This window comes from Streptomyces sp. NPDC079020 (assembly GCF_044542225.1).
Taxonomy (GTDB): Bacteria; Actinomycetota; Actinomycetes; order Streptomycetales; family Streptomycetaceae; genus Streptomyces.
This window is the reverse complement of sequence record NZ_JBITUB010000006.1, coordinates 388,226-407,412: the sequence shown is the minus strand read 5'-3', so window position 1 is coordinate 407,412 and position 19,187 is coordinate 388,226. Positions and strand designations below refer to the sequence as shown.

Genomic DNA, 19,187 nt, shown 5'->3' with positions numbered 1-19,187 from the left:
CAAAAAAAGTCCCTGATACCAGCCTGATCGTGCGACACACCGGCCCAATTGGCGGATCCCTCCGTGCAAACCCCTCTACGGTGTGAGCGTGAGCAGCAGCGGCCTCATCTACGCAGTCATCGTCGGGGCCTGGGCCGCCTACTTGGTGCCGATGTGGCTCCGCAGGCAGGACGAGCTCAATGAAGCCCGTCCTACGGAACGCTTCAGCACCGCCATCCGGCTGCTGTCCGGACGGGCGGCGATGGAGCGCCGGTACGCCAAGGAGCTGCGGGACCGCACCGCCGAGGAGGCGGGGCCCGACGTCGACCCGGACGCGGAAACGGACCGAATGGAATCCGTTGACGTCCGGGCCTTTTCCGCGCCTCCGGCGCATACCGAAGTCCGGATGCACGACCCGGCGCACGCCCCCGACCGCTCGCCCGGCCGTCCGGTTGCGGACCGTCAGGCGTCCGAGCGGCAGGCGCACGACCGCCCCGCGTCCGGTCACCAGGCGATGGACCGGCCCGAACCGGCGCGCCCGCCCCAGCAGCGCACGCGCGGCGCGGACGCCGAGCGCGTGCGGCGTGCCAAGCGCTCGCAGGTCCTGGCCCGGCGCAGAAGGACCACCGTCGTCCTGTTCCTGGGCTTCACGCTCGGCGCGGTCGTCGCGGCGGTCGGCGGGCTCAGCTTCCTCTGGGCGCCCGCCGTGCCCGCTGTGCTGCTCAGCACGTACATCGTGCATCTGCGCGCCCAGGAGCGGCGCCGGTTCGCCTTCACCATGGACCGCCGCCGGGCGGAGGTGGCCGCGCAGCGTCTGCGCGAGAGCCGCCCGCGCCGGCACCAGCCCGCGGCACCGGCTCCCGCCGAGCCCGACGAGGAGCCCGAAGCGCACCACCCCCAGCCGGAACCCGCGCCCGTGGTCTCTCCGCAGGAGGCCGGACGCCGCGCCCTCGTCGAGCAGACGGACCACGCGGAGTGGGTGGACCAGCAGCGCGACCGCGGCCCGGCCCAGGGCGACAGCTGGGAGCCCGTCCCGGTCCCGCTCCCCACCTATGTCACCGCCCCGGTGGCCCCGCGCGCCACGGGCGGGGTGGAGGTCGGTGACCCGGAGACCTGGAGCGCGGCCCGTTCCAGCACGGCCGAGCCCACCCAGACCGGCACCTCGCACCCCACGGTCCCCGCCGCGGACCCGGCACCACGCCGGCGCACGAACCAGCCCCGCCGCACCCGCGACCGGGGCAGGACCCCCCTCTTCGACCAGTACGACGACGAGGACCGACCCCGAGCGGCCAACGAATGAGGCGCCCGGGACTCCGACGCGGCTGACCAGCGGGGAACGGATTTCCAAGCACCCCTTTGGGGGTGCTAGAGTTTCACTCGTTGCAAGGGCCTGTGGCGCAGTCTGGTAGCGCACCTCGTTCGCATCGAGGGGGTCTGGGGTTCAAATCCCCACAGGTCCACAACGCAACTGTTCTTGAGTTTGCTCAGGAAGAGTTCAGAAGATCCCGTCCGATCGTAAGATCGGGCGGGATCTTCGTCGTTTCAGGAGTCGTTCGACGCCTGCTCGGGTGCTCGGCGGTGCATCGGGTTGCCGATGTTCATGCCGGCGCTCTTGAGGCGACCGTTGAGGCCCACGTTGTGGGAGCGGACCGGCTGGTGAATCCGCTCGCAGGTGGGGCTGAGGTAGGGGCTGTCCTGCCGGAACCTGGCCTTCTTCAGGTCTCCGGCTGCGTCGGCGGGGACGCTGATCGCGGATGCTCCGCAGACGGCGGGGCAGCGTCCTCACCCGGCAGGCTCAGCGTGTACTGGACTCCCCAGGCGGGAGGCGGGAGGCGGGAGGCGTGGGGGCCATCAGCTGCACTGCCAGGTGAACATCGCCCGCTCGAAGCGCCGCGCGGCCAGATCCTCCGGGCGGATCAGCCAGTACAGGGCTCCGCCATCGCCCCACATCATGTCCGCGGCGTCCTCGCTGTCGAACTGGGCCAGCAGCACCCAGTTGCCCGCCTCCTCGGACAGCCGCGGGTCGTCCCAGGACACCTCGCCGTCCAGAACCGCCTCCGCGATCTCGATCTCCACAGGGTTCTGCACCGAATGAGCGTGCCCGCCGATCTGATGCCCCGCCTCATCGTCGAACTCCCACAGCGCCTCAAGGAACTCCTGCGAGCAGACGGGGTGGTCGTACCGGTTCCCCAGCGGGGCGCCCGGGGCGAAGGCGGCCCGGACGGACGGATGCCAGGGCTCGGTCGCCGTCATCTCCACCCGAGCGGTCAGTGGGACCACGGGATACGGCTTGAGCCCCGCAGGCGTCCTGCGCTCCGCCACCTCCTCGGCAGCCGCCACATGGAGCACGCGAGCGCCCGCCCAGCTCTCCCTGTCCTCAGCGATAACGAGAGCATCGCCGTCGTCCAACTGACCATCAAAGTAGAAGAACAGCAGCGTCCCCGCCGCGGGCAGAGAGATGTCCAGCGCAGCAGCCGGCAGGCGCGCGCAGTCGATCGAGGCGATGAAGGAGAGCGGACCGTGACCATCCCATGCCGGCCACTCCGCGGTGGCCGGCAAGGCGGGCAGGCCGCCAAGCCGGCCGACCACGTCGTCGGAGCCAGCCGCTATCTCAAGACGCGTACCAGGGCGAAGCAGACCGAGCCACTTCTCGGCAACCTCAGGCGGCAGATGCCGCAGGGTAAGAGAGCGCAAGGCATCTTGGGAACCACGGGTCATGCCCCCGATCATCTACGGTGCCACCGACAGCCCGCCCGGCAGTCGCTCCCGAGAGCACGCGCAGCCACACGTCCGTGACCATCTGATCAGTGACTCGCACGGATGCCGAGCCGGACTGATGCAGGAGGCGCGGTTCAGGCGGGCCACAGGCTCTGGATGCCGACGCGTGGGGACTGGCGCTCCAGAGTGAACTCCAGCAGCCCGGGTCCGGGGCTACCGCGCACTGAACAGCGATGCCACGGACGAGGCCAACGGCTCCGCAGCCGAGCAGTGGCCGGCAGTTCGGCGACCTGGACCTCGTCGTGACTCCCGCCGCAGCGAAACCGGTGGCGCACGGCAAGACAGCGATTCCTCCGCTATCAGCGGTCCTGCGACGCGCTGATGGCTGTGTGGTTGTGCCTGCTTCGCCGACGCTGCTTCTATGGTGCGGGCGGTGGGGCGGAGCTGTTCGACTCCGGCTCCTCGACAGGGTCTTCGTACGGGTCCGAAGTCTCGGGGATGTCGCCGAGGGTGTAGTTCTCTTCCTTTCACAGGCGCTGGTCGCGCAGGAAGGACTCGATGTCCGCAGGTTCTCGACCATGAGTCGGATGGCGCTCAACAGCGTCTGGGCGAAACGGCCGCGGCTCTGGCGCTTTTCGCGGGGAATAATTCATGGATTCCGTGGAGCTCGTAACGGGATCTTGTTGAAATGCCCCGGTCCGGCATGACCGTTGTGGCGATCTGGTCGTTCGGGAGGGTGCGACGACTCGACCGTGGATCGTGCACGACGACTTGTGGGCGCTGATTGAACCGTTGCTCCCGCCCTGGCCCGATCGGTCACCGGGGCCGAAGCCGGTGGACGACCGGCTGTGCCTGCAGGGAATCTTGTACGTTCTGTGCAACGACATAGCCCGGCAACTCCTGCCGCTGGAGCTGGGGTTCGGCTCCGGGCAGACCTGCTGGCGGCGCCTGGGCCGCTGGCAGCGGGCCAGGGTCTTCGACCAGCCGCACCGCATCCTGCTCGCCGGGCGGAACGCAGCCGGCGAACTCGACTGGTCTCGTGTGTGCGTGGACGGCTCCCACATCCGCGCGAAAAAAGGGGCGCTGCAACCGGGCCGCCGCCGGTCGACCGGCGGGAAGACGGGCAGCAAGCGCCACCTGATCTGCGATGGCAAGGGCACCCCGCTCAAGGTCATGATCACTGCGGCGAACGTCAACGACGTCACCCAGACCCGCGCCCTCGTGGACAGCATCCCACCCGTGGCCGGACGCGTGGGCCACCCCCGCATGCGCCCCGAGACCCTGCTTGGGGACAAGGCGTATGGCTCCCGGGCCGTCCGCGGTGAACTCCGCACACGCCGGATCCTGCCGGTCATCTCCCACAGGGGCGCACCGAACATCAAGGGTCTGGGTAAGCTCCGGTACGTCGTCGAACAGACCTTCGCCCTGCTCCACCAGTTCAAATGCCTCGCCGTCCGCTGGGAACACCGACCCGAACTCCACGACGTCTTCAGGTCGTTGGCCTGCAGCCCCAACTGCTGGAGACGTCTCAAGAAGACCCCGCCCATGACCCCTTTGCGAACTCGGTACAACGACACCCGGCGCCGCGATCGTGGTGCCGGGCTTTCGCCCGATCCGGCACCGGGTGCGTCGACTTCTCGGATCAGCAGGCATCCCTTGGACAGTTCATACGGGATGTCCCATCACGCTTCGCCGGCGGAGAGTTGCGCGACGTGCACGCGCCGCCCGAGCCTCAATGAAGGAAACATCATGTCCACACCCTCCAGCTCCACCGAAGGGCTATCGCTCCCCGCGGAACGGCTCCGCCGCGGCGGGTTCTACCTCGCTCTGGTCCTCGCGGGGATGCTCTGCCTGGTGCTCCTCGAAGGACTCGTCTCATTGGTGATCAACGTGTTGATCATGGGTGAAGGCATTGAGTCCATGGGCTGGATGGGCGTCGGCGGATACGTGGGGCTGCCGGTGATCGGAGGAGTGGTGACCCTGCTGCCGCTGCTCGTGATTGTGTGGCTGCATCCGGGTCTGCGTATCGATTCAACGGGTATGAGCAAGGTGTGGCGTCACCGCACGGAGACCGTGCGGTGGGCTGATATCGACAAGGTTCAGTTCAACAGCAGGCGGAGCTACCTGTTGCTGGTACTGAAGCCGGGCGCGCACCCGGGGAAGCCGAACGGCGCCGGCAGGCCGAGAGTGGTTCTGATCCACTCCCTCGGACAGTCCCTCTGGAGCCGCCGGAGGCCGACTCACCCCGACCTGATCATCGGCGCGGTCGAGCGGTTCGCCCCCGGAATGTTCACCGTCGAGCGCTGGAACCTGGGCAAGGGCGGCGCGAAAGGTGCGGGCACCTCGGCGTAGTCGGGATATGCGCGGTCCGGGGCGCCCCCAGTTTTGGACTTGAAGCTCCACTTTCGTCGAGCAGGGCGAAGGGCTGCTCGACTACGTAGCGGAGCTTTCCCAGGCCCTTGATGCTGGGGGTGCCCTTGCGGGAGATGACCGGCTCGAATGCCTCGTGTGCGGCTGTGACGCGGACCGATCAGAGGTTGGCCGGCGGATGTCGACCGATGCCGTGCGGTGCGGATTCGTGCTGCCGGCTGGGCCCGGTGGAGCCGGAACGGACTCTTGAGGCGGCCGTCGAGGCCCTCGTCGGTACGGCGGATCGGCTTGTGGATGCGCTCCCAGGCCTGGCTGAGGCAGTGGCTGTCCTGTCGGCGCATCCGCCACTGGCGTATTCGCGGGTGCCGCCGGAGACCTGGAGATCGCTGACCCTCGACACGTTGCAGCGTTGGCTGGAAGCCGACTGCGCTCCGCTGCCAGTCGATCAAGTTGTCGCAGGCACATGGTGGAATGGCGCGATGGCGTGGGATGAGTGGGAGAACTCGAAGGCAGCGGTGGCCGCCGGTCGGCAAGCCTCGATGCGACTCAACCAACTGCCGGGCGGCTCAGGGGGCGGCGGACAGGCCGACCTCGTCGTGAACCAGGACGACCTCGGCGGTGTCGGCCACGAGGCCTTCATGCTGCACAGCCAGTTGCGCAAGCAGGCCGACATCGCCGGAGCCGGCGCCGACAAGGAGGGGGCCGGCTCCACGATGCAGGCAGCAGCAGCATTGAAGGGCAGCGGCTTCGCCCTCGGTGATGAGCTGCAGACGACGGTGTCTGTATGGACCTCTCAGGTCAAGAGCGTTCTCCAGGCCTGTGCGCACATTTCGAACCACCTGGACTACTCGAAGAAGGCACACGCCGAGGACGACGCCGCGATCGCCGCGTCCCTCCGGAACAGGGACGGCTCGGCCGTGCCCGCTTCCCGTCTCGCCGAGTACTTCAAGTAGTAGAGGACGAGCACGTCATGAACTACACAGAGCTCATGGAATTCGACCTCGGTAAACTGGGGACGGCGGTAGCCGACTGGAAGCGCGTGGCCGGGGAGATGCAGCGGCTCGGCGGTGAGGCCCGCGACGGTATGAAGGCGAAGGCTGACAAGGCACGTTGGGCGGGTGCCAACGAGGGCGTGACCCGAGCCTTCGTCGACAAGACGGTGAAGGAGTTCGGGGACCTCCACGCGGAGGCGCAGAGCATCTTCAGTGTCCTCGATGATGCGCACAGCGAGCTGAAGAGCATCCAGCAGAAGGCCAGAAGCGTGACCGCCGAGGCCAAGGAGAAGGGCTTCAGCGTCACCGGACGCAAGGACGGAACCGTAGTGATCGCGGACGCCGTCATCTGCGAGGTGGATGGGCCCGGTCAGCGGAAACGCGACATGATGCAGTGGTACGCCGACACACTGACCGGGATCGTGAGCCACGCCACCGAGGTGGACGCAGCTGCGGTACGGGCGCTGCGTGGGAGCCACGGCAGTGATCCGAACAACGCCGGCCACGCGTCGTACACGTCACTCGATCAGGACATGCTGCCCCGCGCCATGAAACTCGCCGGCCTGGGAGAGGACGCCGACGACAAGCAGCGCAAGGAACTGCGGCGGCTGTGGCAGTCCCTGAGCCCCGAGTCCCGGGCGCAGCTGTGGACGCAGCACAAGGACGAGTTGTTGGCGGCCGGCCTGTTGTCCCCTTCGGTCAAGCGGGTTGCCGCCGACAACGGGGCCGGACCATACGATGTCGATTCACCGGGCTTCGGGGACTACTGGGAGGAGTTCCAGGCCAACGGAATCTCGAACGGCGGTGACTTCGTCGGCAAGACGGATGCGGCCCGGCATATGGACCACTACCTGAACGGGACCGGCAGGACGCTCGACCTCGATGTCGACCGGATGCTGAGTGACGAGAACGACACGGTCCTGCAGGACGTGTCGGCGGCGACGCGTGCCAAACAGGAGGACGCGTGGCGCCGCCAGGCGCTGGAGGCCTTCGCGCAGTCGGGCGGCAAACCCATCGCGATCCCGGTAGAGACCGCGGGTCAGGGTTACACCCACGACAAGGGGTCGGACGGGACAGCGAACTGGTACCTGGCCGTGGGAAGCGCCATGACCAACACCACGGGTGTAGTGACGGCGGTCCCCGGCCCGGACGGCAAGCCGCAGGTCAGCATCGACTATCAGGTCAATGTGTGGGACCGGTACAACTGGGACCCCGGGAAGGCCACGCCCATCGGTCCGACCACGGTGACCGACGCCGACATGGCCCGCATGCACACGACGGGACAGGCAAGGGAGTTCGACATGAGGGGGAGCAGCTCGGTGCAGCAGCACGACATGGGTTCGGGCGCCGCCTGGCCCGACCCGAAGGAGCCGGGGCGGGATGGCACGCGTACCGACATCGGCCGGAACGGGGACGCCCGGTGAGCCTGACGCGAGTGAGGACCGGGCGCCCGCTGCTTGTCGTCGGCGTGGGATTGCTCGCTGGTCTGCTGGTCGGATGCACGGGGTCGACGGCCGAGCAGGGGGGTCGGAACGTGAGCCGCTCACCGGGACGGCAGGTGCCGTACTGGATGGACGGGGTCACCGTGGAATCGGTCGCCAAGACCTTGCAGGTGCAGGTGCCCTCGACAGCGACTGAGGCCAAAGCCGCTTACCAGAAGGGCTTCCAGGACGACGGCCTGCTTTTGTCCTTCGTTCTGCCCACCGGTGCGGTGGACGGCTTTCTCACGCAGCTGAAGCCGGAGCAACCGCTCAGCCTGCGGGAACAGCCACTCGCCCGTAAGTTGAACCCGACGACGCCGTTCTCGCACCTCGGGCTGCCGGAGCCCGATCTGCTGGCGAGGGTCCGCGAAGGCCAGGTATGCGCGCCGTGCGAGGATAACCTCAACTGGCTGCAGGTCGCGGTGGCGCAGGTCGACGACCGCACCAGCCGGGTCTATCTCAGCGGCGTCGACTGAGCACCGCTGGGTGAGATATCCGGCGAGCTGTGCGGCACTGTGTCCGGCTGCCCGCCCGTCGGCCGGATCTATCGCGGCACCGGGCGCCACAGCTGGTTGTATCCGGGGGCCGAGCACTGGGCCTGGACGACGTCCGCGCCGTGTCTCACGCTGTTGTGCGCGACATCGAGACAGTGCCCGGAGTGCTTGGCCTCAAGCTTGTAGTTCGCGTGGATCCTCGGCATTTCCTGGCCGTCCGCCCTGCGCTCGTACTGCGGCCCGCCGAAGAATCCCCAGGCCTGGTTGTCGCCGCCGTGGCAGTCGGCCTGGACGACCCGTGCGGCATGAGCGCTGCCGGCATGTGCGACATCGAGGCACAGGCCCGAGTGCAGGGTCCTGATGTGGAAACGGTCCCCACCCAGCGGCTTGATGTTCCACGCCTGGTTGGTGTTGCCGGGTGTGCAGGTGGCCTGGACGACCTTCGCGCCGTGGTGCAGGGCCTTGGCCGCGACATCGAGGCACATGTCCGAGTGCGCGACGCGGAGTTCGTAGTACCCGTCACCGGCAGGCTCCGAGGGTGCCGCGCCTGCTGAACTTCCGAGGCCCCAGCACGCGGCGCTCAGCGCCACGGCGCAGGCATGGCGCAGGCATGGCACGCCATGCGGTTCTTGAGTGAGTCTTCATGGTCATGGAACCGTCCTTGACCAAGTCGCCGCCCGCGCGCGTGTCCCCGAGGGTTCGTTGATGCGTCAAACACCCTGCTCTCAGGACAACTTGCGTGTCCGGATCTTGTTCACCGTTCGTGTGCGCGCGACTCCACGGGGTGCAGGTCCGGCCCGGCTGCGACATACCTCTCAGGTGTCCCGCGCCTCGGTCCGGGTACTGCCGGTGCCCTACACGTAAGTCCTCATCCGGGCGGACGACCGGTGGTGGAGGAGTTGGAAGGGTGGAACCGGCAAACACGCGTTCGTCCGACCGAGGGGAATTCCCGTGTCACGTCGTTTGACCTGTGCCGTTGTCGCCACACTCTTCCTGGCGGTGGCCGCGCCCACGGCTGTCGCCGCGGAGCCCGGTGCGGAGGGGGCCGCCGCCGCTCCGTCCTCCAGGCCCGGTGAGGATGACCGGCAAGCAGCCCTGCGCGGAGTGACGGACGCCGGGGCGGTGTCCGCGATAGCCAAGGTCCGGGACGGGGGCGGGACCTGGCGGGGGAGTACGGGGGTGTCCGATCTCGTGGGTGGGGCGCCGGTGCGGGAGGACGGGCGGTTCCGGATCGGCAGTGTCACCAAGATGTTCGTCGCCACCACCACGCTCCAGCTGGTCGGTGAGGGACGGCTCGGCCTGGAGGACTCCGTGGAGAGTCATCTGCCGGGACTGGTGCCCAACGGGCAGAACATCACCGTCCGCCAACTGCTCAACCACCGCACGGGACTGTTCGACGTCATCAACGAGACCACCGAGATATTTCCCGAGCCCACCGACGCCCAGGGCTTCCGGGACTGGATCGCGGCGGGCGGGCTGAACCGTACCTTCACGGCACGCGAGCTGGTGACCAAGTCCGTGGCCCACCCGCCCCACTTCGAGCCCGGCGCGAAGTACCGGTACTCCAACACCAACTTCACGCTCCTCGGCATGATCATCGAATCGGCGACCGGGAACTCCTACGCGCACGAGATCCGCCACCGCATCCTGCGCCCGCTCGGGATGACGAAGACCAGCCTGCCCGGCGCCTCCGCGGTCATCCCGGGCCGCCACGCGCACGGTTACTGGACCACCGTCGACGGCGCCGGTACGCCGAACCCCGTCAAGACCGACATCGACGTCACCCGCCACAACGCCTCGTGGGCGGGCTCCAGCGGCGGCATCATCTCCACCACCGCGGACCTGCTCCGGTTCGACAAGGCCCTGCTGCACGGGAAGCTGCTGGCCCCCGAGCAGCAGCGTGAGATGACCACCATGCTCAGCACCGGCTCCGACAAACTGGCGTACGGGATGGGCCTGGCCAGTACCCCCCTGTCCTGCACCACCGTGCTCGGCCACTCCGGCACGGTCCTCGGATACGGCACCCATCTCTGGGGCACGGCCGGCCGGCAGGTCGCGCTGTCCTACACCCCGCGCGGCGACAAGGCCGAGAAGGACGCACAGGCCAAGGCGGTCGGCGCGTTCCTCGAAGCCGCCTTCTGCGGCTCCGGCCGAGGCCGGTAGGCACGGGTACGTCCCGCCGGTTCTGGCATGATCCGTCACCATGAACCGGATTCCCGGCTGCGTCGCCTGTGGTGGAACGGTGGCCCCCGACGGCCGCTGCTGGGACTGCGGTGCGGCACAGCCGTCCTTCCGCGCGCATGTGGAGCTCACCGCGGACGGCGGTGCGGCGGGGGTCAGCGACCGGGGCAGGCGGCGGGACATCAACGCGGACGCCATGGTGCTGACCGGGGTGGGCAGTTGGACGGTCGGCGTCGTCTGTGACGGTGTGTCCATGTCGCCCCGGTCGGAACGGGCCGCCCAGGTCGCGGCCGAGACAGGAGCGAACGCCGTGGTGGCGGGGCTGGCGGCGGGTGCTCTGCCCGAGGACGCGCTCGCCGACGCGGCCGTTCGTGCCGGGCGGGCGGTCGCGGCCCTCGCGGCGTCGGTGGACGCGGCCCCGGCGTGCACGTATGTCGCGGGCATCGCGGGACCGGAGGGCATCTGGAGCGCGTGGATCGGCGACAGTCGTGCCTACTGGCTGCCGGACCGGGGCCCGGGGAAGCGGATGAGCGAGGACGACACCGGCGAACACGGTGCCCTGGCCGCCTGGCTGGGGGCGGACGCCGGTGCGCCGGTGGCCCGTATCCGCAGCTACCGGCCGGGCGGGGCGGGCTGTCTGCTGCTGTGCACGGACGGGCTCACCCGTGGTCTGCCCGACCCCGACGCGCTGCGGGCCGTACTGACCCGCGGCCGGTCCGGGGCGGCGGCGGGCGGCGGACTTCTGGGCGGCGCCCGCGCGTTGGTCGATCACGCCCTCGACACCGGGGGACACGACAACATCACCGCGCTGCTCATCCCCGCCGGGGCGGCCGGCGGCTGAACCCCGTATCCGGACCCCGTATCCGGACCCCGTATCCGGACCCCGTATCCGGCCCCCTCGCCTACGCTGGTGCCGCTCGCCCGGGTTCCCGGTGCCGGTGGCCGAGCGGGCCGCCTCGCTCCGGGGCGAGCACCGTCCCGCCCGCGACCACCGCACGGAGGAGCGTCCCGTGACTGCCGAACTGCCCCACCCCCGCGTCGACACCGGCAAGCCGCACCCGGCGCGCGTCTACGACTGGCTCCTCGGCGGCAAGGACAACTACCCGGTGGACCAGGCGGTCGGCGAGAAGCTGCCCGCCGAGGCGCGGGCCAACGCGGCGCGGAACCGGGCGTTCATGCACCGGGCCTCCGCCTGGCTGGCGCACCGGGGGATCGACCAGTTCCTCGACATAGGCACCGGCATTCCCACCGCGCCGAATCTGCACCAGGTGGTCCAGGACATCGTGCCGTCGGCCCGGATCGTCTACGCCGACAACGATCCCATCGTCCTGCGGCATGCCGAAGCGCTGCTCATCAGCAGCCCCGAAGGCGCCACCGACTACCTCCACGCCGATGTCACGAAGCCGGAGGCGATCCTCGAACACGCCCGTGAGCTGCTGGACTTCGACCGGCCCGTCGCCCTGTCGCTGATCGCGCTCATGCACTTCCTGCCCGACGGCCAGGACCCGTACGGCATCACCCGCACGCTCGTGGACGCCCTTCCCCCGGGCAGCTTCCTGGTCCTCTCGCACGGCACCGCCGACCAGCACCCGGAGCTCCGCCAGGAGACCGAGAGCGCCTACCGGAAGGGCGCCATGGCCCTGCGGATGCGTACCCGTGCCGAGGTCGAGCCGTTCTTCGAGGGGCTGGACCTCGTCGCGCCGGGCCTGGTCACCGCGACCGAGTGGTACCAGCGGGAGCCCGCGCCGGAGAGCGAGCGCAGCGGCTTCTACGTGGGTGTGGCGCGGGTGCGCTGAGCGGCATGCACGATGATCGGGTGTGGCGGGACGGCCGGCCGGCCGCCGGCGACGGGCGGGACAGTGGGGATGGGGACGGAATGGACTTCGTGACCGGGAACGGCAACGCCCTCGCGTACGACGACCGGGGGCCCTCCGACGGCCTGCCGGTCGTCCTGGTGCACGGGCACCCGTTCAACCGGACGATGTGGAACCCGCAGGCCGAGGCGCTGGTGCGGGCCGGGTACCGGGTGATCGCGGCGGATCTGCGCGGGTACGGCGACAGCGCGGTCGTCCCGGGCCGCACCCTGCTCGCCGACTTCGCCGGGGACACCGCCGAGCTGCTGGACCACCTGGGCATCGGCCGGGCGGTGGTCGGCGGGCTCTCCATGGGCGGCCAGATCGCCATGGAGTTCCACCGGCTGTACGGGTCCCGGGTGGCCGCCCTGGTGCTCGCCGACACCTCCCCGGTCGCCGAGACCGAGGACGGCAAGGCCTTCCGCAACCGGCTGGCCGACCGGCTGCTCGCCGAGGGGCTGGACGGCTACGCGGCCGAGGTCATCGACAAGATGGTCGCCCCGTACAACGTGACGGGGATGCCCGAAGTCGCCGCGCGGGTCCTGGACATGATGCGGGCGACCGCACCGGAAGGGGCCGCGGCGGCGCTGCGGGGCCGGGCCGAGCGCCCCGACTACCGCGACTCGCTCGCGGGGGCCCGGGTCCCCGTGCTGATCGTCGTCGGGGAGGACGACACCTATACGCCGGTCGCGGAGGCGGAGGCCATGCACCGGCTGGTCCCGGACTCCGGGATCGTGGTCGTCGGGCGGGCCGCCCATATGCCCAACCTGGAGCGGCCCGAGGAGTTCAACGCCGCGCTGCTGGAGTTCCTCGCGCGGCTGTGAGCGGCGTGCGCGGAGTCCGGGCCCGGGCCCGGGCCCGGGGCCGGAGCGGCCGCCGGGCCCGCCGGAGCGGCGTTCGCGGTGCTCAGGCCTGCTGGAGGGGCTTGGCGAAGCACCTGCTGCTGTCGTACGTGCGGTAGTGGCCGAACTTCTCGCAGGGCGCGTAGCCGCTGGAGGTGTACAGGGCTATCGCCTCGGGCTGCTGGTCCCCGGTCTCCAGCACCATGCGGGTGCGGCCCGCCGCCCGCGCGTCGGCCTCCAGGGCGGCGAGCAGACGCCGCGCCAGTCCGTTGCCGCGGGCTTCGAGCACCACGTACATGCGCTTGAGCTCGGCGTCGCCGTCGGCGTAGCCTTCCTCGTTCCGCTCCTGGGCACGCCAGCCGCCGGTGGCCACGGGGTTGCCCGACGCGTCGTAGGCGAGGAGATACAGACCGTTCGGCGGTTCGAACATCGTGGCGTCGAGGGGTGTGGCATCGCCCTCGCCGTCCCCGTAGCGCTCGGCGTACTCAAGCTGCACCTGATCGTTGAGCTTGACGGCGTCGGGGTGATCGAACGGCTGGGTCTGGATATTCATACGGAGTATGGTACATCTATGCGGATCGGCGATGTCGGTATGGTGCCTAAATGTTCAATGTGACCTCTGTGAATGTCAACGGGCTCCGTGCCGCCGCGAAGAAGGGCTTCGTCGAGTGGCTCGCGTCGACCGACGCCGATGTGATCTGCCTCCAGGAGGTCCGCGCCGAAGCGGACCAGCTGCCCGCCGAGGTGCGGGATCCCGACGGCTGGCACACCGTGCACGCCCCCGCCGCCGCCAAGGGGCGGGCCGGGGTCTCGCTCTACTCAAGGCAGGCGCCGGAGCGGACGCAGATCGGTTTCGGCGGCTTCGGGGTGGCCGGGAGCGAGGAGTTCGACACGAGCGGGCGGTACGCCGAGATCGACCTGCCCGGCGTCACGGTCGCGAGCCTCTATCTGCCCTCGGGTGAGGTCGGCACCGAGCGCCAGGAAGAGAAGGAGCGCTTCATGGCGGCCTTCCTGCCCTATCTGAAGGGGCTCCGGGAGCGGGCCGCCGCGGAGGGGCGCGAGGTCGTGGTGTGCGGCGACTGGAACATCGCCCACCAGGAGGCGGACCTCAAGAACTGGAAGTCCAACAAGAAGAACTCCGGCTTCCTCCCCGAGGAGCGGGAGTGGCTGACCCGCGTCCTGGGCGAGGCCGCCTATGTGGACGTGGTGCGCGCGCTGCACCCCGGCGTGGAGGGCCCCTACAGCTGGTGGTCCTACCGGGGGCGGGCCTTCGACAACGACTCCGGCTGGCGCATCGACTACCAGATGGCCACCCCGGGGCTGGCCGGTCGCGCGGTGAAGGCCTGGGTCGAGCGGGCCGCCACGCACGAGGAGCGGTGGAGCGACCATGCGCCGGTGGCGGTCGTGTACGACAAGTGACGGGTGGCCGCGCCGTTGCGCGCCCTCGGGTGCGGAGCGGCGCGGGCGTGAGCCGGTGTGACGTGAGGGGGCGACGGGCGCGAGCGTGACACGAGGGTACGGGCGTGGCGGTGCGGGTGTGGCGGTACAGACGTGGCGGTGTGGCGGTACGGACGTGGCGGTGCGGCGGTACGGGCGTGAAGGAACGGGTGTGAAGGCGGAGGTGTGACGGCGCGGGCGTGCGCTGTCACCCGGGCGTGCGCTACTCCCCGTCTGCCGTGTGCCGGTCCGCCGGTCCGCCCGCCTCCGGCGCCTTGGGGGGCTGGGTGCCGTCCTCACGGCGCAGCCGCCGGTCCAGTGCCATGGAAAGCTCCGCGTCCACCACCGCGCGCGCCAATGGCCGGAGTTGGGCCGGTTCGGTCTCCGCCGTATGGGCATGCAGTACCCGGACGAAGATTTCGGCGAGAGCGTCCGCGTGTTCCCGGACGCGGCGGCCCGAGGAGAGCACCGTGGAGAGCGGCACCCCTTCCCGTACCAGCTCCGCCGACACCTCAAGGAGACGGCGGCTGATGTGCACGATCTCGTCGCCGTCGGTGGCCAGGTAGCCGAGATCGAGCGCGGTGGCCAGGTTCTCCGGGGTGACCTCGCCCTCGAAGTAGTCCGCGAGCTGTTCCGGGGTGAGGCGGACCGGGGTCTCCTCGGTCGGTTCGCCCAGCCCCAGCACCTCGGCGACATCGCGGCCGCTCTCGAAGGTGGCGGCCAGATCCGCGATGCCGTTGAGGGTGTGGCCGCGCTCCAGCAGACCGGCGATGGTGCGCAGACGGGCCAGATGGTGGTCGTCGTACCAGGTGATGCGGCCTTCGCGGCGGGGCGGGGGGATCAGGCCGCGCTCCCGGTAGAAGCGCAGGGTCCGCACGGTGATGCCGGCCAGCCCGGCCAGCTCCTCCATGCGGTATTCACGGTGCTCGCGTCCTTCAGCCACAGGGGCACCCTATGTTGTACCGCCGGTAACTTTCCCCGGTCCGCCCCCTACCCATCGGTACGGAGCTGCTCTACTCTCCCAACAGTGCCAGTGATTGCTGGCGGAGTCGTGGATGTATCGCGAGAGGCGGCAGCATGGCCCAGCACGAGCATGTACGCGTGGCGGTGATCGGATCCGGATTCGGGGGCCTCGGGGCCGCCGTCCGGCTGCGCCGCGAAGGCATCACCGATTTCGTCGTGCTGGAACGGGCCGGCTCGGTCGGTGGCACCTGGCGCGACAACAGCTACCCGGGCTGCGCCTGCGACGTACCGTCCCACCTCTACTCGTTCTCCTTCGCGCCCAACCCCGACTGGCCGCGCACCTTCTCCGGGCAGCGGCACATCCGCGCCTATCTGGAGCATGTCGCGGACACCTTCGGGCTGCGCCCGCACCTGCGCCTCAACCACGAGGTGACGATGATGCGCTGGGACAACGACGAACTGCACTGGGTGATCGAGTCCGCGAACGGGACCACGATCGTCGCCGACGTCGTCGTCTCCGCGACCGGCCCGCTGTCCGACCCGAAGATGCCGGACATCCCGGGGCTCGCCGAATTCCCGGGCAAGGTCTTCCACTCGGCCCGCTGGGACCACGACTACGACCTCACCGGTAAGCGCGTCGCCATGATCGGCACCGGCGCCTCCGCCATCCAGATAGTCCCGGCGATCCAGCCGAAGGCCGGCCGGGTGACCCTCTTCCAGCGCACCCCGCCCTGGGTCATGCCGCGCGTGGACCGCACCATCAGCGGCGCCGAACGCTGGCTGCACCGCGCGGTCCCCCTCACCGGCGCCGCGCGCCGCGGACTGCTGTGGGGCATCCGGGAGTTGCAGGTCAGCGCCTTCACCAAGCACCCGGACCAGCTGGGTCTGGTGGAGAAGATGGCCAAGTCCAACATCGCCCGGTCCATCAAGGACCCCGTGCTGCGGGCCAAGCTGACCCCCTCGTACCGCATCGGCTGCAAGCGCATACTGCTCTCCAGCGCCTACTACCCGGCGCTCGCCCGGCCCAATGTGGACGTGGTCGCCTCCGGGCTCGCCGAGGTACGCGGCTCCACGGTCGTCGCGGCCGACGGTACGGAGACCGAGGTCGACGCCATCATCTTCGGCACCGGCTTCCATGTGACCGACATGCCGATCGCCGACCGGGTCGTCGGCTCGGCCGGCATCACGCTCGCAGAGCACTGGAGGACGGGCATGAAGTCGCTGCGCGGCGCCACCGCGGACGGCTTCCCCAACTGGATGACGATCATCGGGCCCAACACCGGTCTCGGCAACTCCTCCATGATTCTGATGATCGAATCCCAGCTGAACTACATGGCCGACTACCTGCGCCAGCTGGACGTCCTGGGCGGCAGGGCGGCGTTCGGCGCCCGCCCCTCCGCCGTCAACGCGTGGAACCACCGGGTCCAGCAGCGGATGAAGCGGACCGTGTGGAACACCGGCGGCTGCACCAGCTGGTACCTGGACGCCGAGGGGCGCAACACCACGGTCTGGCCCGGTACGACGGGTGAATTCCGCAAGGAGACACGGACCATGGACCTCGCGGAGTACGAGGTCATCCGCATCCCGAAGCGGAACGTGCCCGCCCAGGCGCGTGCCGGGGCGGCCGTCGCCGAGGGGCTCGCGGGATGAGCCGGCCGCTGCGCCGCGACGCCGCCCGGCAGGCGCCCGCCGCCCCGGTGCCGGACCGCGTACTGACCGCCGTCTCCGTGGACGGCTCCCGGGTCCATGTCGAACTGCACGGCCCCCAGGACGCCCCCGCGGTGGTGCTGGCGCACGGCTGGACCTGCAACACCGGCTTCTGGGCCGCCCAGATCCGGGACCTGGCCGCCGGCCACCGCGTCATCGCCTACGACCAGCGCGGCCATGGGCTGACGCCCGCGGCGGGGCCCGGCGGCTACAGCACCCACGCGCTGGCCGACGACCTCGAAGCCGTGCTGGCCGCCACCCTCGCACCGGGGCGCAAGGCGGTGCTCGCCGGTCACTCCATGGGAGGGATGACGCTGATGGCCGCCTCCCGCCGGCCCGGACTGCGCGAGCACGCGGCCGCCGTACTGCTGTGCAGCACCGGCAGCTCACGGCTGGTCGACGAGGCGCTCGTCGTGCCGCTCCGGGCGGGAGCGCTGCGGACCCGGATGACCCGTGCGGTCCTCGGAGCGCGGGCACCGCTCGGACCGGTCACGCCCGTTTCGAAGCGGATCCTCAAGTACGGCACGATGGGGGCGGGTTCGGCCCCGGAGCGGGTCGAGGCATGCTCCCGCATCGTGCACGCCTGTCCGAGACGGGCGAGGGTGGCCTGGGGACATGTGCTCGCGGACCTGGACCTGGACGCGGGCGTGCGGGGACTGCGGGTACCGACCGCGGTCATCACGGGCACGGCCGACCGGCTGACCCCGCCGGTCCACGCGCGCGCCATCGCCGCCGCGCTGCCCCAGTGCCTCGGGCTGACCGAGCTCACCGGCATGGGACATATGACTCCGGTGGAGGCGCCGGAAGCGGTCACAGCGGCGATCCGGGAACTAGTGGTGCGGTACGTCGAGGCGGACGGGGCCGGCACGGCCGAGAAGGAGGAAGTCGCATGAGCGGCAGGCGGAGTCTCGAAGGACAGGTCGTCGTCGTCACGGGCGCGGCGAGAGGCGTGGGCGAACTGCTCGCCCGCAAACTCTCGGCACGCGGCGCGACCCTGGCACTGGTCGGCCTGGAACCGGACGAGCTGAAGAAGGTCTCCGGGCGGCTGCACGGGGAGAGCGACCACTGGTACGCCGACGTCACCGACCACACGGCGATGGTCCAGGTCGCCCACGAGGTCAAGGAGCGCTTCGGCAAGGTCGACGTCGCCGTCGCCAACGCGGGCGTCGCCTCGGGCGGACCGTTCGCCGACTCCGACCCGGAGGCGTGGCGGCGGGTCATCGAGGTCAACCTGATCGGCAGCGCGGTGACCGCGCGGGCATTCCTGCCGGTGCTGATGGAGAGCCGCGGGTACTACCTCCAGATAGCTTCGCTGGCCGCGATGACCCCGGCCCCGATGATGACCGCCTACTGCGCCTCCAAGTCGGGCGTGGAGGCGTTCGCGCACAGCCTGCGCGCCGAGGTCGGCCACCGGGGTGTCCGGGTCGGGGTCGGCTACCTGTCCTGGACGGACACCGACATGGTGCGGGGCGCCGACGCGGACGACGTGATGCGGGAGCTGCGCCAGCGGCTGCCCTGGCCGTCGAACCGCACCTACCCCCTCGGCCCGGCGGTGGACCGGATCGTCGCAGGCGTCGAACGGCGCTCCCCGCATGTGTACGCCCAGTGGTGGCTGCGCGGGATGCAGTCGGTGCGCGGCTATCTGCCCTCGGTCATCGGGGTGGCCGGGCAGCGGGAGATGAAGCGGTTCGGATCCCGGCTGGAGAACGTCCCCAAGGGCCTGGTGGGGGCCGGGGGAGCGGCGGACCAGCACGCGCGCACGCTGCGTAAGTGATCGAAATGCGGTGATCGCCGTGCCGTGCGAGGCTGGGCGGGGCCCTTCAGGGGCTCCCCCCACCACATACCCCACACCCCCCACAGGAGTGAACGGCATGGGTATCGCAGACCAGTTCAAGGTCAAGGCGCAGGAACTTGCCGACCAGGCCCGGAAGAGGGCGAACCAGGCCCGCGACGAGGGCGCAGAGCGGGCGCAGGACGCGTCCGAGCAGGCCTCGGAGACGTCACAGAACAACCGCGACATGGCCCGCGACGCCGCGACCGCCCTCGGCGAGCGCCGCGACCGCTGACGCGCCTGCGCGCCCTCGCGCGTCGTCCGTGACTCACCCACCGCATCCGGGTCCCCGGGTGCGGTGGGCGTGCGCGCGGGCGAACCGCGGTCGCCCGGAAGGTA

At 70.2% G+C, this 19,187-nt stretch carries 18 protein-coding genes and 1 tRNA gene; 15 read left to right on the top strand and 4 right to left on the bottom strand.

Going from position 1 to position 19,187, the window contains the following annotated elements:
- Nucleotides 1-88: 88 nt before the first annotated feature.
- Together glpR and ACIGJO_RS15865 are read left to right on the top strand one after the other, a co-directional pair.
- Nucleotides 89-1,279 (top strand): gephyrin-like molybdotransferase receptor GlpR, encoded by a 1,191-nt coding sequence (gene glpR / locus ACIGJO_RS15870; protein WP_399957975.1) that lies wholly within the window; start codon nucleotides 89-91, stop codon nucleotides 1,277-1,279.
- 86 nt (nucleotides 1,280-1,365) lie between these two features.
- Nucleotides 1,366-1,439 (top strand) — tRNA-Ala (locus ACIGJO_RS15865).
- Between the two features lie 391 nt (nucleotides 1,440-1,830).
- Here ACIGJO_RS15865 and ACIGJO_RS15860 read toward each other — a convergent pair.
- A complete protein-coding gene (locus tag ACIGJO_RS15860) occupies nucleotides 1,831-2,697 on the bottom strand; it encodes a YwqG family protein (RefSeq protein ID WP_399957972.1) in 867 nt (288 codons plus the stop codon).
- A gap of 759 nt (nucleotides 2,698-3,456) precedes the next feature.
- On the opposite strand from ACIGJO_RS15860, the gene ACIGJO_RS15855 reads away from it, so the two are divergent.
- The 4 genes from ACIGJO_RS15855 to ACIGJO_RS15840 all read left to right on the top strand — a co-directional run bounded on the left by ACIGJO_RS15855 (nucleotide 3,457) and on the right by ACIGJO_RS15840 (nucleotide 8,016).
- On the top strand, nucleotides 3,457-5,049 hold the full coding sequence (locus tag ACIGJO_RS15855; protein ID WP_399957969.1) for an IS5 family transposase: 1,593 nt from the start codon (nucleotides 3,457-3,459) through the stop codon (nucleotides 5,047-5,049).
- Between the two features lie 497 nt (nucleotides 5,050-5,546).
- The gene (locus tag ACIGJO_RS15850; protein WP_399957966.1) at nucleotides 5,547-6,020 is read left to right on the top strand and encodes a hypothetical protein; all 474 of its coding nucleotides are present in this window, start codon (nucleotides 5,547-5,549) and stop codon (nucleotides 6,018-6,020) included.
- A gap of 17 nt (nucleotides 6,021-6,037) precedes the next feature.
- Complete coding sequence (locus tag ACIGJO_RS15845; protein WP_399957963.1) at nucleotides 6,038-7,483, top strand: hypothetical protein; 1,446 nt, start codon at nucleotides 6,038-6,040, stop codon at nucleotides 7,481-7,483.
- 146 nt (nucleotides 7,484-7,629) lie between these two features.
- On the top strand, nucleotides 7,630-8,016 hold the full coding sequence (locus ACIGJO_RS15840; RefSeq protein ID WP_399957960.1) for a hypothetical protein: 387 nt from the start codon (nucleotides 7,630-7,632) through the stop codon (nucleotides 8,014-8,016).
- 68 nt (nucleotides 8,017-8,084) lie between these two features.
- Here the strand turns inward: ACIGJO_RS15840 and ACIGJO_RS15835 are convergent, their stop codons facing one another.
- Complete coding sequence (locus ACIGJO_RS15835) at nucleotides 8,085-8,651, bottom strand: RICIN domain-containing protein (protein ID WP_399957957.1); 567 nt, start codon at nucleotides 8,649-8,651, stop codon at nucleotides 8,085-8,087.
- Nucleotides 8,652-8,985: 334 nt separating this feature from the next.
- Between ACIGJO_RS15835 and ACIGJO_RS15830 the strand changes: the two genes are divergently transcribed.
- The 4 genes from ACIGJO_RS15830 (at nucleotide 8,986) to ACIGJO_RS15815 (ending at nucleotide 12,892) form a co-directional block, all read left to right on the top strand.
- Entirely contained in the window at nucleotides 8,986-10,197 is a 1,212-nt protein-coding gene (locus tag ACIGJO_RS15830) for a serine hydrolase domain-containing protein (protein WP_399957954.1), read from the top strand.
- A gap of 40 nt (nucleotides 10,198-10,237) precedes the next feature.
- Complete coding sequence (locus tag ACIGJO_RS15825) at nucleotides 10,238-11,056, top strand: PP2C family protein-serine/threonine phosphatase (RefSeq protein WP_399957951.1); 819 nt, start codon at nucleotides 10,238-10,240, stop codon at nucleotides 11,054-11,056.
- Nucleotides 11,057-11,225: 169 nt separating this feature from the next.
- Nucleotides 11,226-12,011 (top strand): SAM-dependent methyltransferase, encoded by a 786-nt coding sequence (locus ACIGJO_RS15820; RefSeq protein WP_399957948.1) that lies wholly within the window; start codon nucleotides 11,226-11,228, stop codon nucleotides 12,009-12,011.
- Between the two features lie 80 nt (nucleotides 12,012-12,091).
- Complete coding sequence (locus ACIGJO_RS15815) at nucleotides 12,092-12,892, top strand: alpha/beta fold hydrolase (protein WP_399957945.1); 801 nt, start codon at nucleotides 12,092-12,094, stop codon at nucleotides 12,890-12,892.
- 82 nt (nucleotides 12,893-12,974) lie between these two features.
- Here ACIGJO_RS15815 and ACIGJO_RS15810 read toward each other — a convergent pair whose 3' ends face one another.
- On the bottom strand, nucleotides 12,975-13,463 hold the full coding sequence (locus ACIGJO_RS15810; RefSeq protein WP_399957942.1) for a GNAT family N-acetyltransferase: 489 nt from the start codon (nucleotides 13,461-13,463) through the stop codon (nucleotides 12,975-12,977).
- A gap of 50 nt (nucleotides 13,464-13,513) precedes the next feature.
- Between ACIGJO_RS15810 and ACIGJO_RS15805 the strand changes: the two genes are divergently transcribed.
- Nucleotides 13,514-14,329, top strand: a complete 816-nt coding sequence (locus tag ACIGJO_RS15805) for an exodeoxyribonuclease III (RefSeq protein WP_399957939.1) — start codon at nucleotides 13,514-13,516, stop codon at nucleotides 14,327-14,329.
- Nucleotides 14,330-14,570: 241 nt separating this feature from the next.
- Here ACIGJO_RS15805 and ACIGJO_RS15800 read toward each other — a convergent pair whose 3' ends face one another.
- Nucleotides 14,571-15,257 (bottom strand): MerR family transcriptional regulator, encoded by a 687-nt coding sequence (locus ACIGJO_RS15800; RefSeq protein ID WP_399958171.1) that lies wholly within the window; start codon nucleotides 15,255-15,257, stop codon nucleotides 14,571-14,573.
- 167 nt (nucleotides 15,258-15,424) lie between these two features.
- On the opposite strand from ACIGJO_RS15800, the gene ACIGJO_RS15795 reads away from it, so the two are divergent.
- From ACIGJO_RS15795 to ACIGJO_RS15780, 4 genes are all read left to right on the top strand, one after another.
- Nucleotides 15,425-16,960, top strand: coding sequence for a flavin-containing monooxygenase (locus ACIGJO_RS15795; protein ID WP_399957936.1), 1,536 nt, complete (start codon nucleotides 15,425-15,427; stop codon nucleotides 16,958-16,960).
- Nucleotides 16,957-17,910 carry an alpha/beta fold hydrolase gene (locus tag ACIGJO_RS15790; RefSeq protein WP_399957933.1) on the top strand — a complete coding sequence of 318 codons (954 nt, stop codon included), beginning with the start codon at nucleotides 16,957-16,959 and terminating at the stop codon, nucleotides 17,908-17,910. Before ACIGJO_RS15795 ends, ACIGJO_RS15790 begins: the two co-directional genes overlap by 4 nt.
- Entirely contained in the window at nucleotides 17,907-18,791 is an 885-nt protein-coding gene (locus tag ACIGJO_RS15785) for an SDR family oxidoreductase (protein WP_399957930.1), read from the top strand. Before ACIGJO_RS15790 ends, ACIGJO_RS15785 begins: the two co-directional genes overlap by 4 nt.
- Nucleotides 18,792-18,888: 97 nt before the next feature.
- Nucleotides 18,889-19,083 carry a hypothetical protein gene (locus ACIGJO_RS15780; protein ID WP_399957927.1) on the top strand — a complete coding sequence of 65 codons (195 nt, stop codon included), beginning with the start codon at nucleotides 18,889-18,891 and terminating at the stop codon, nucleotides 19,081-19,083.
- The last annotated feature ends 104 nt before the right edge of the window (nucleotides 19,084-19,187 follow it).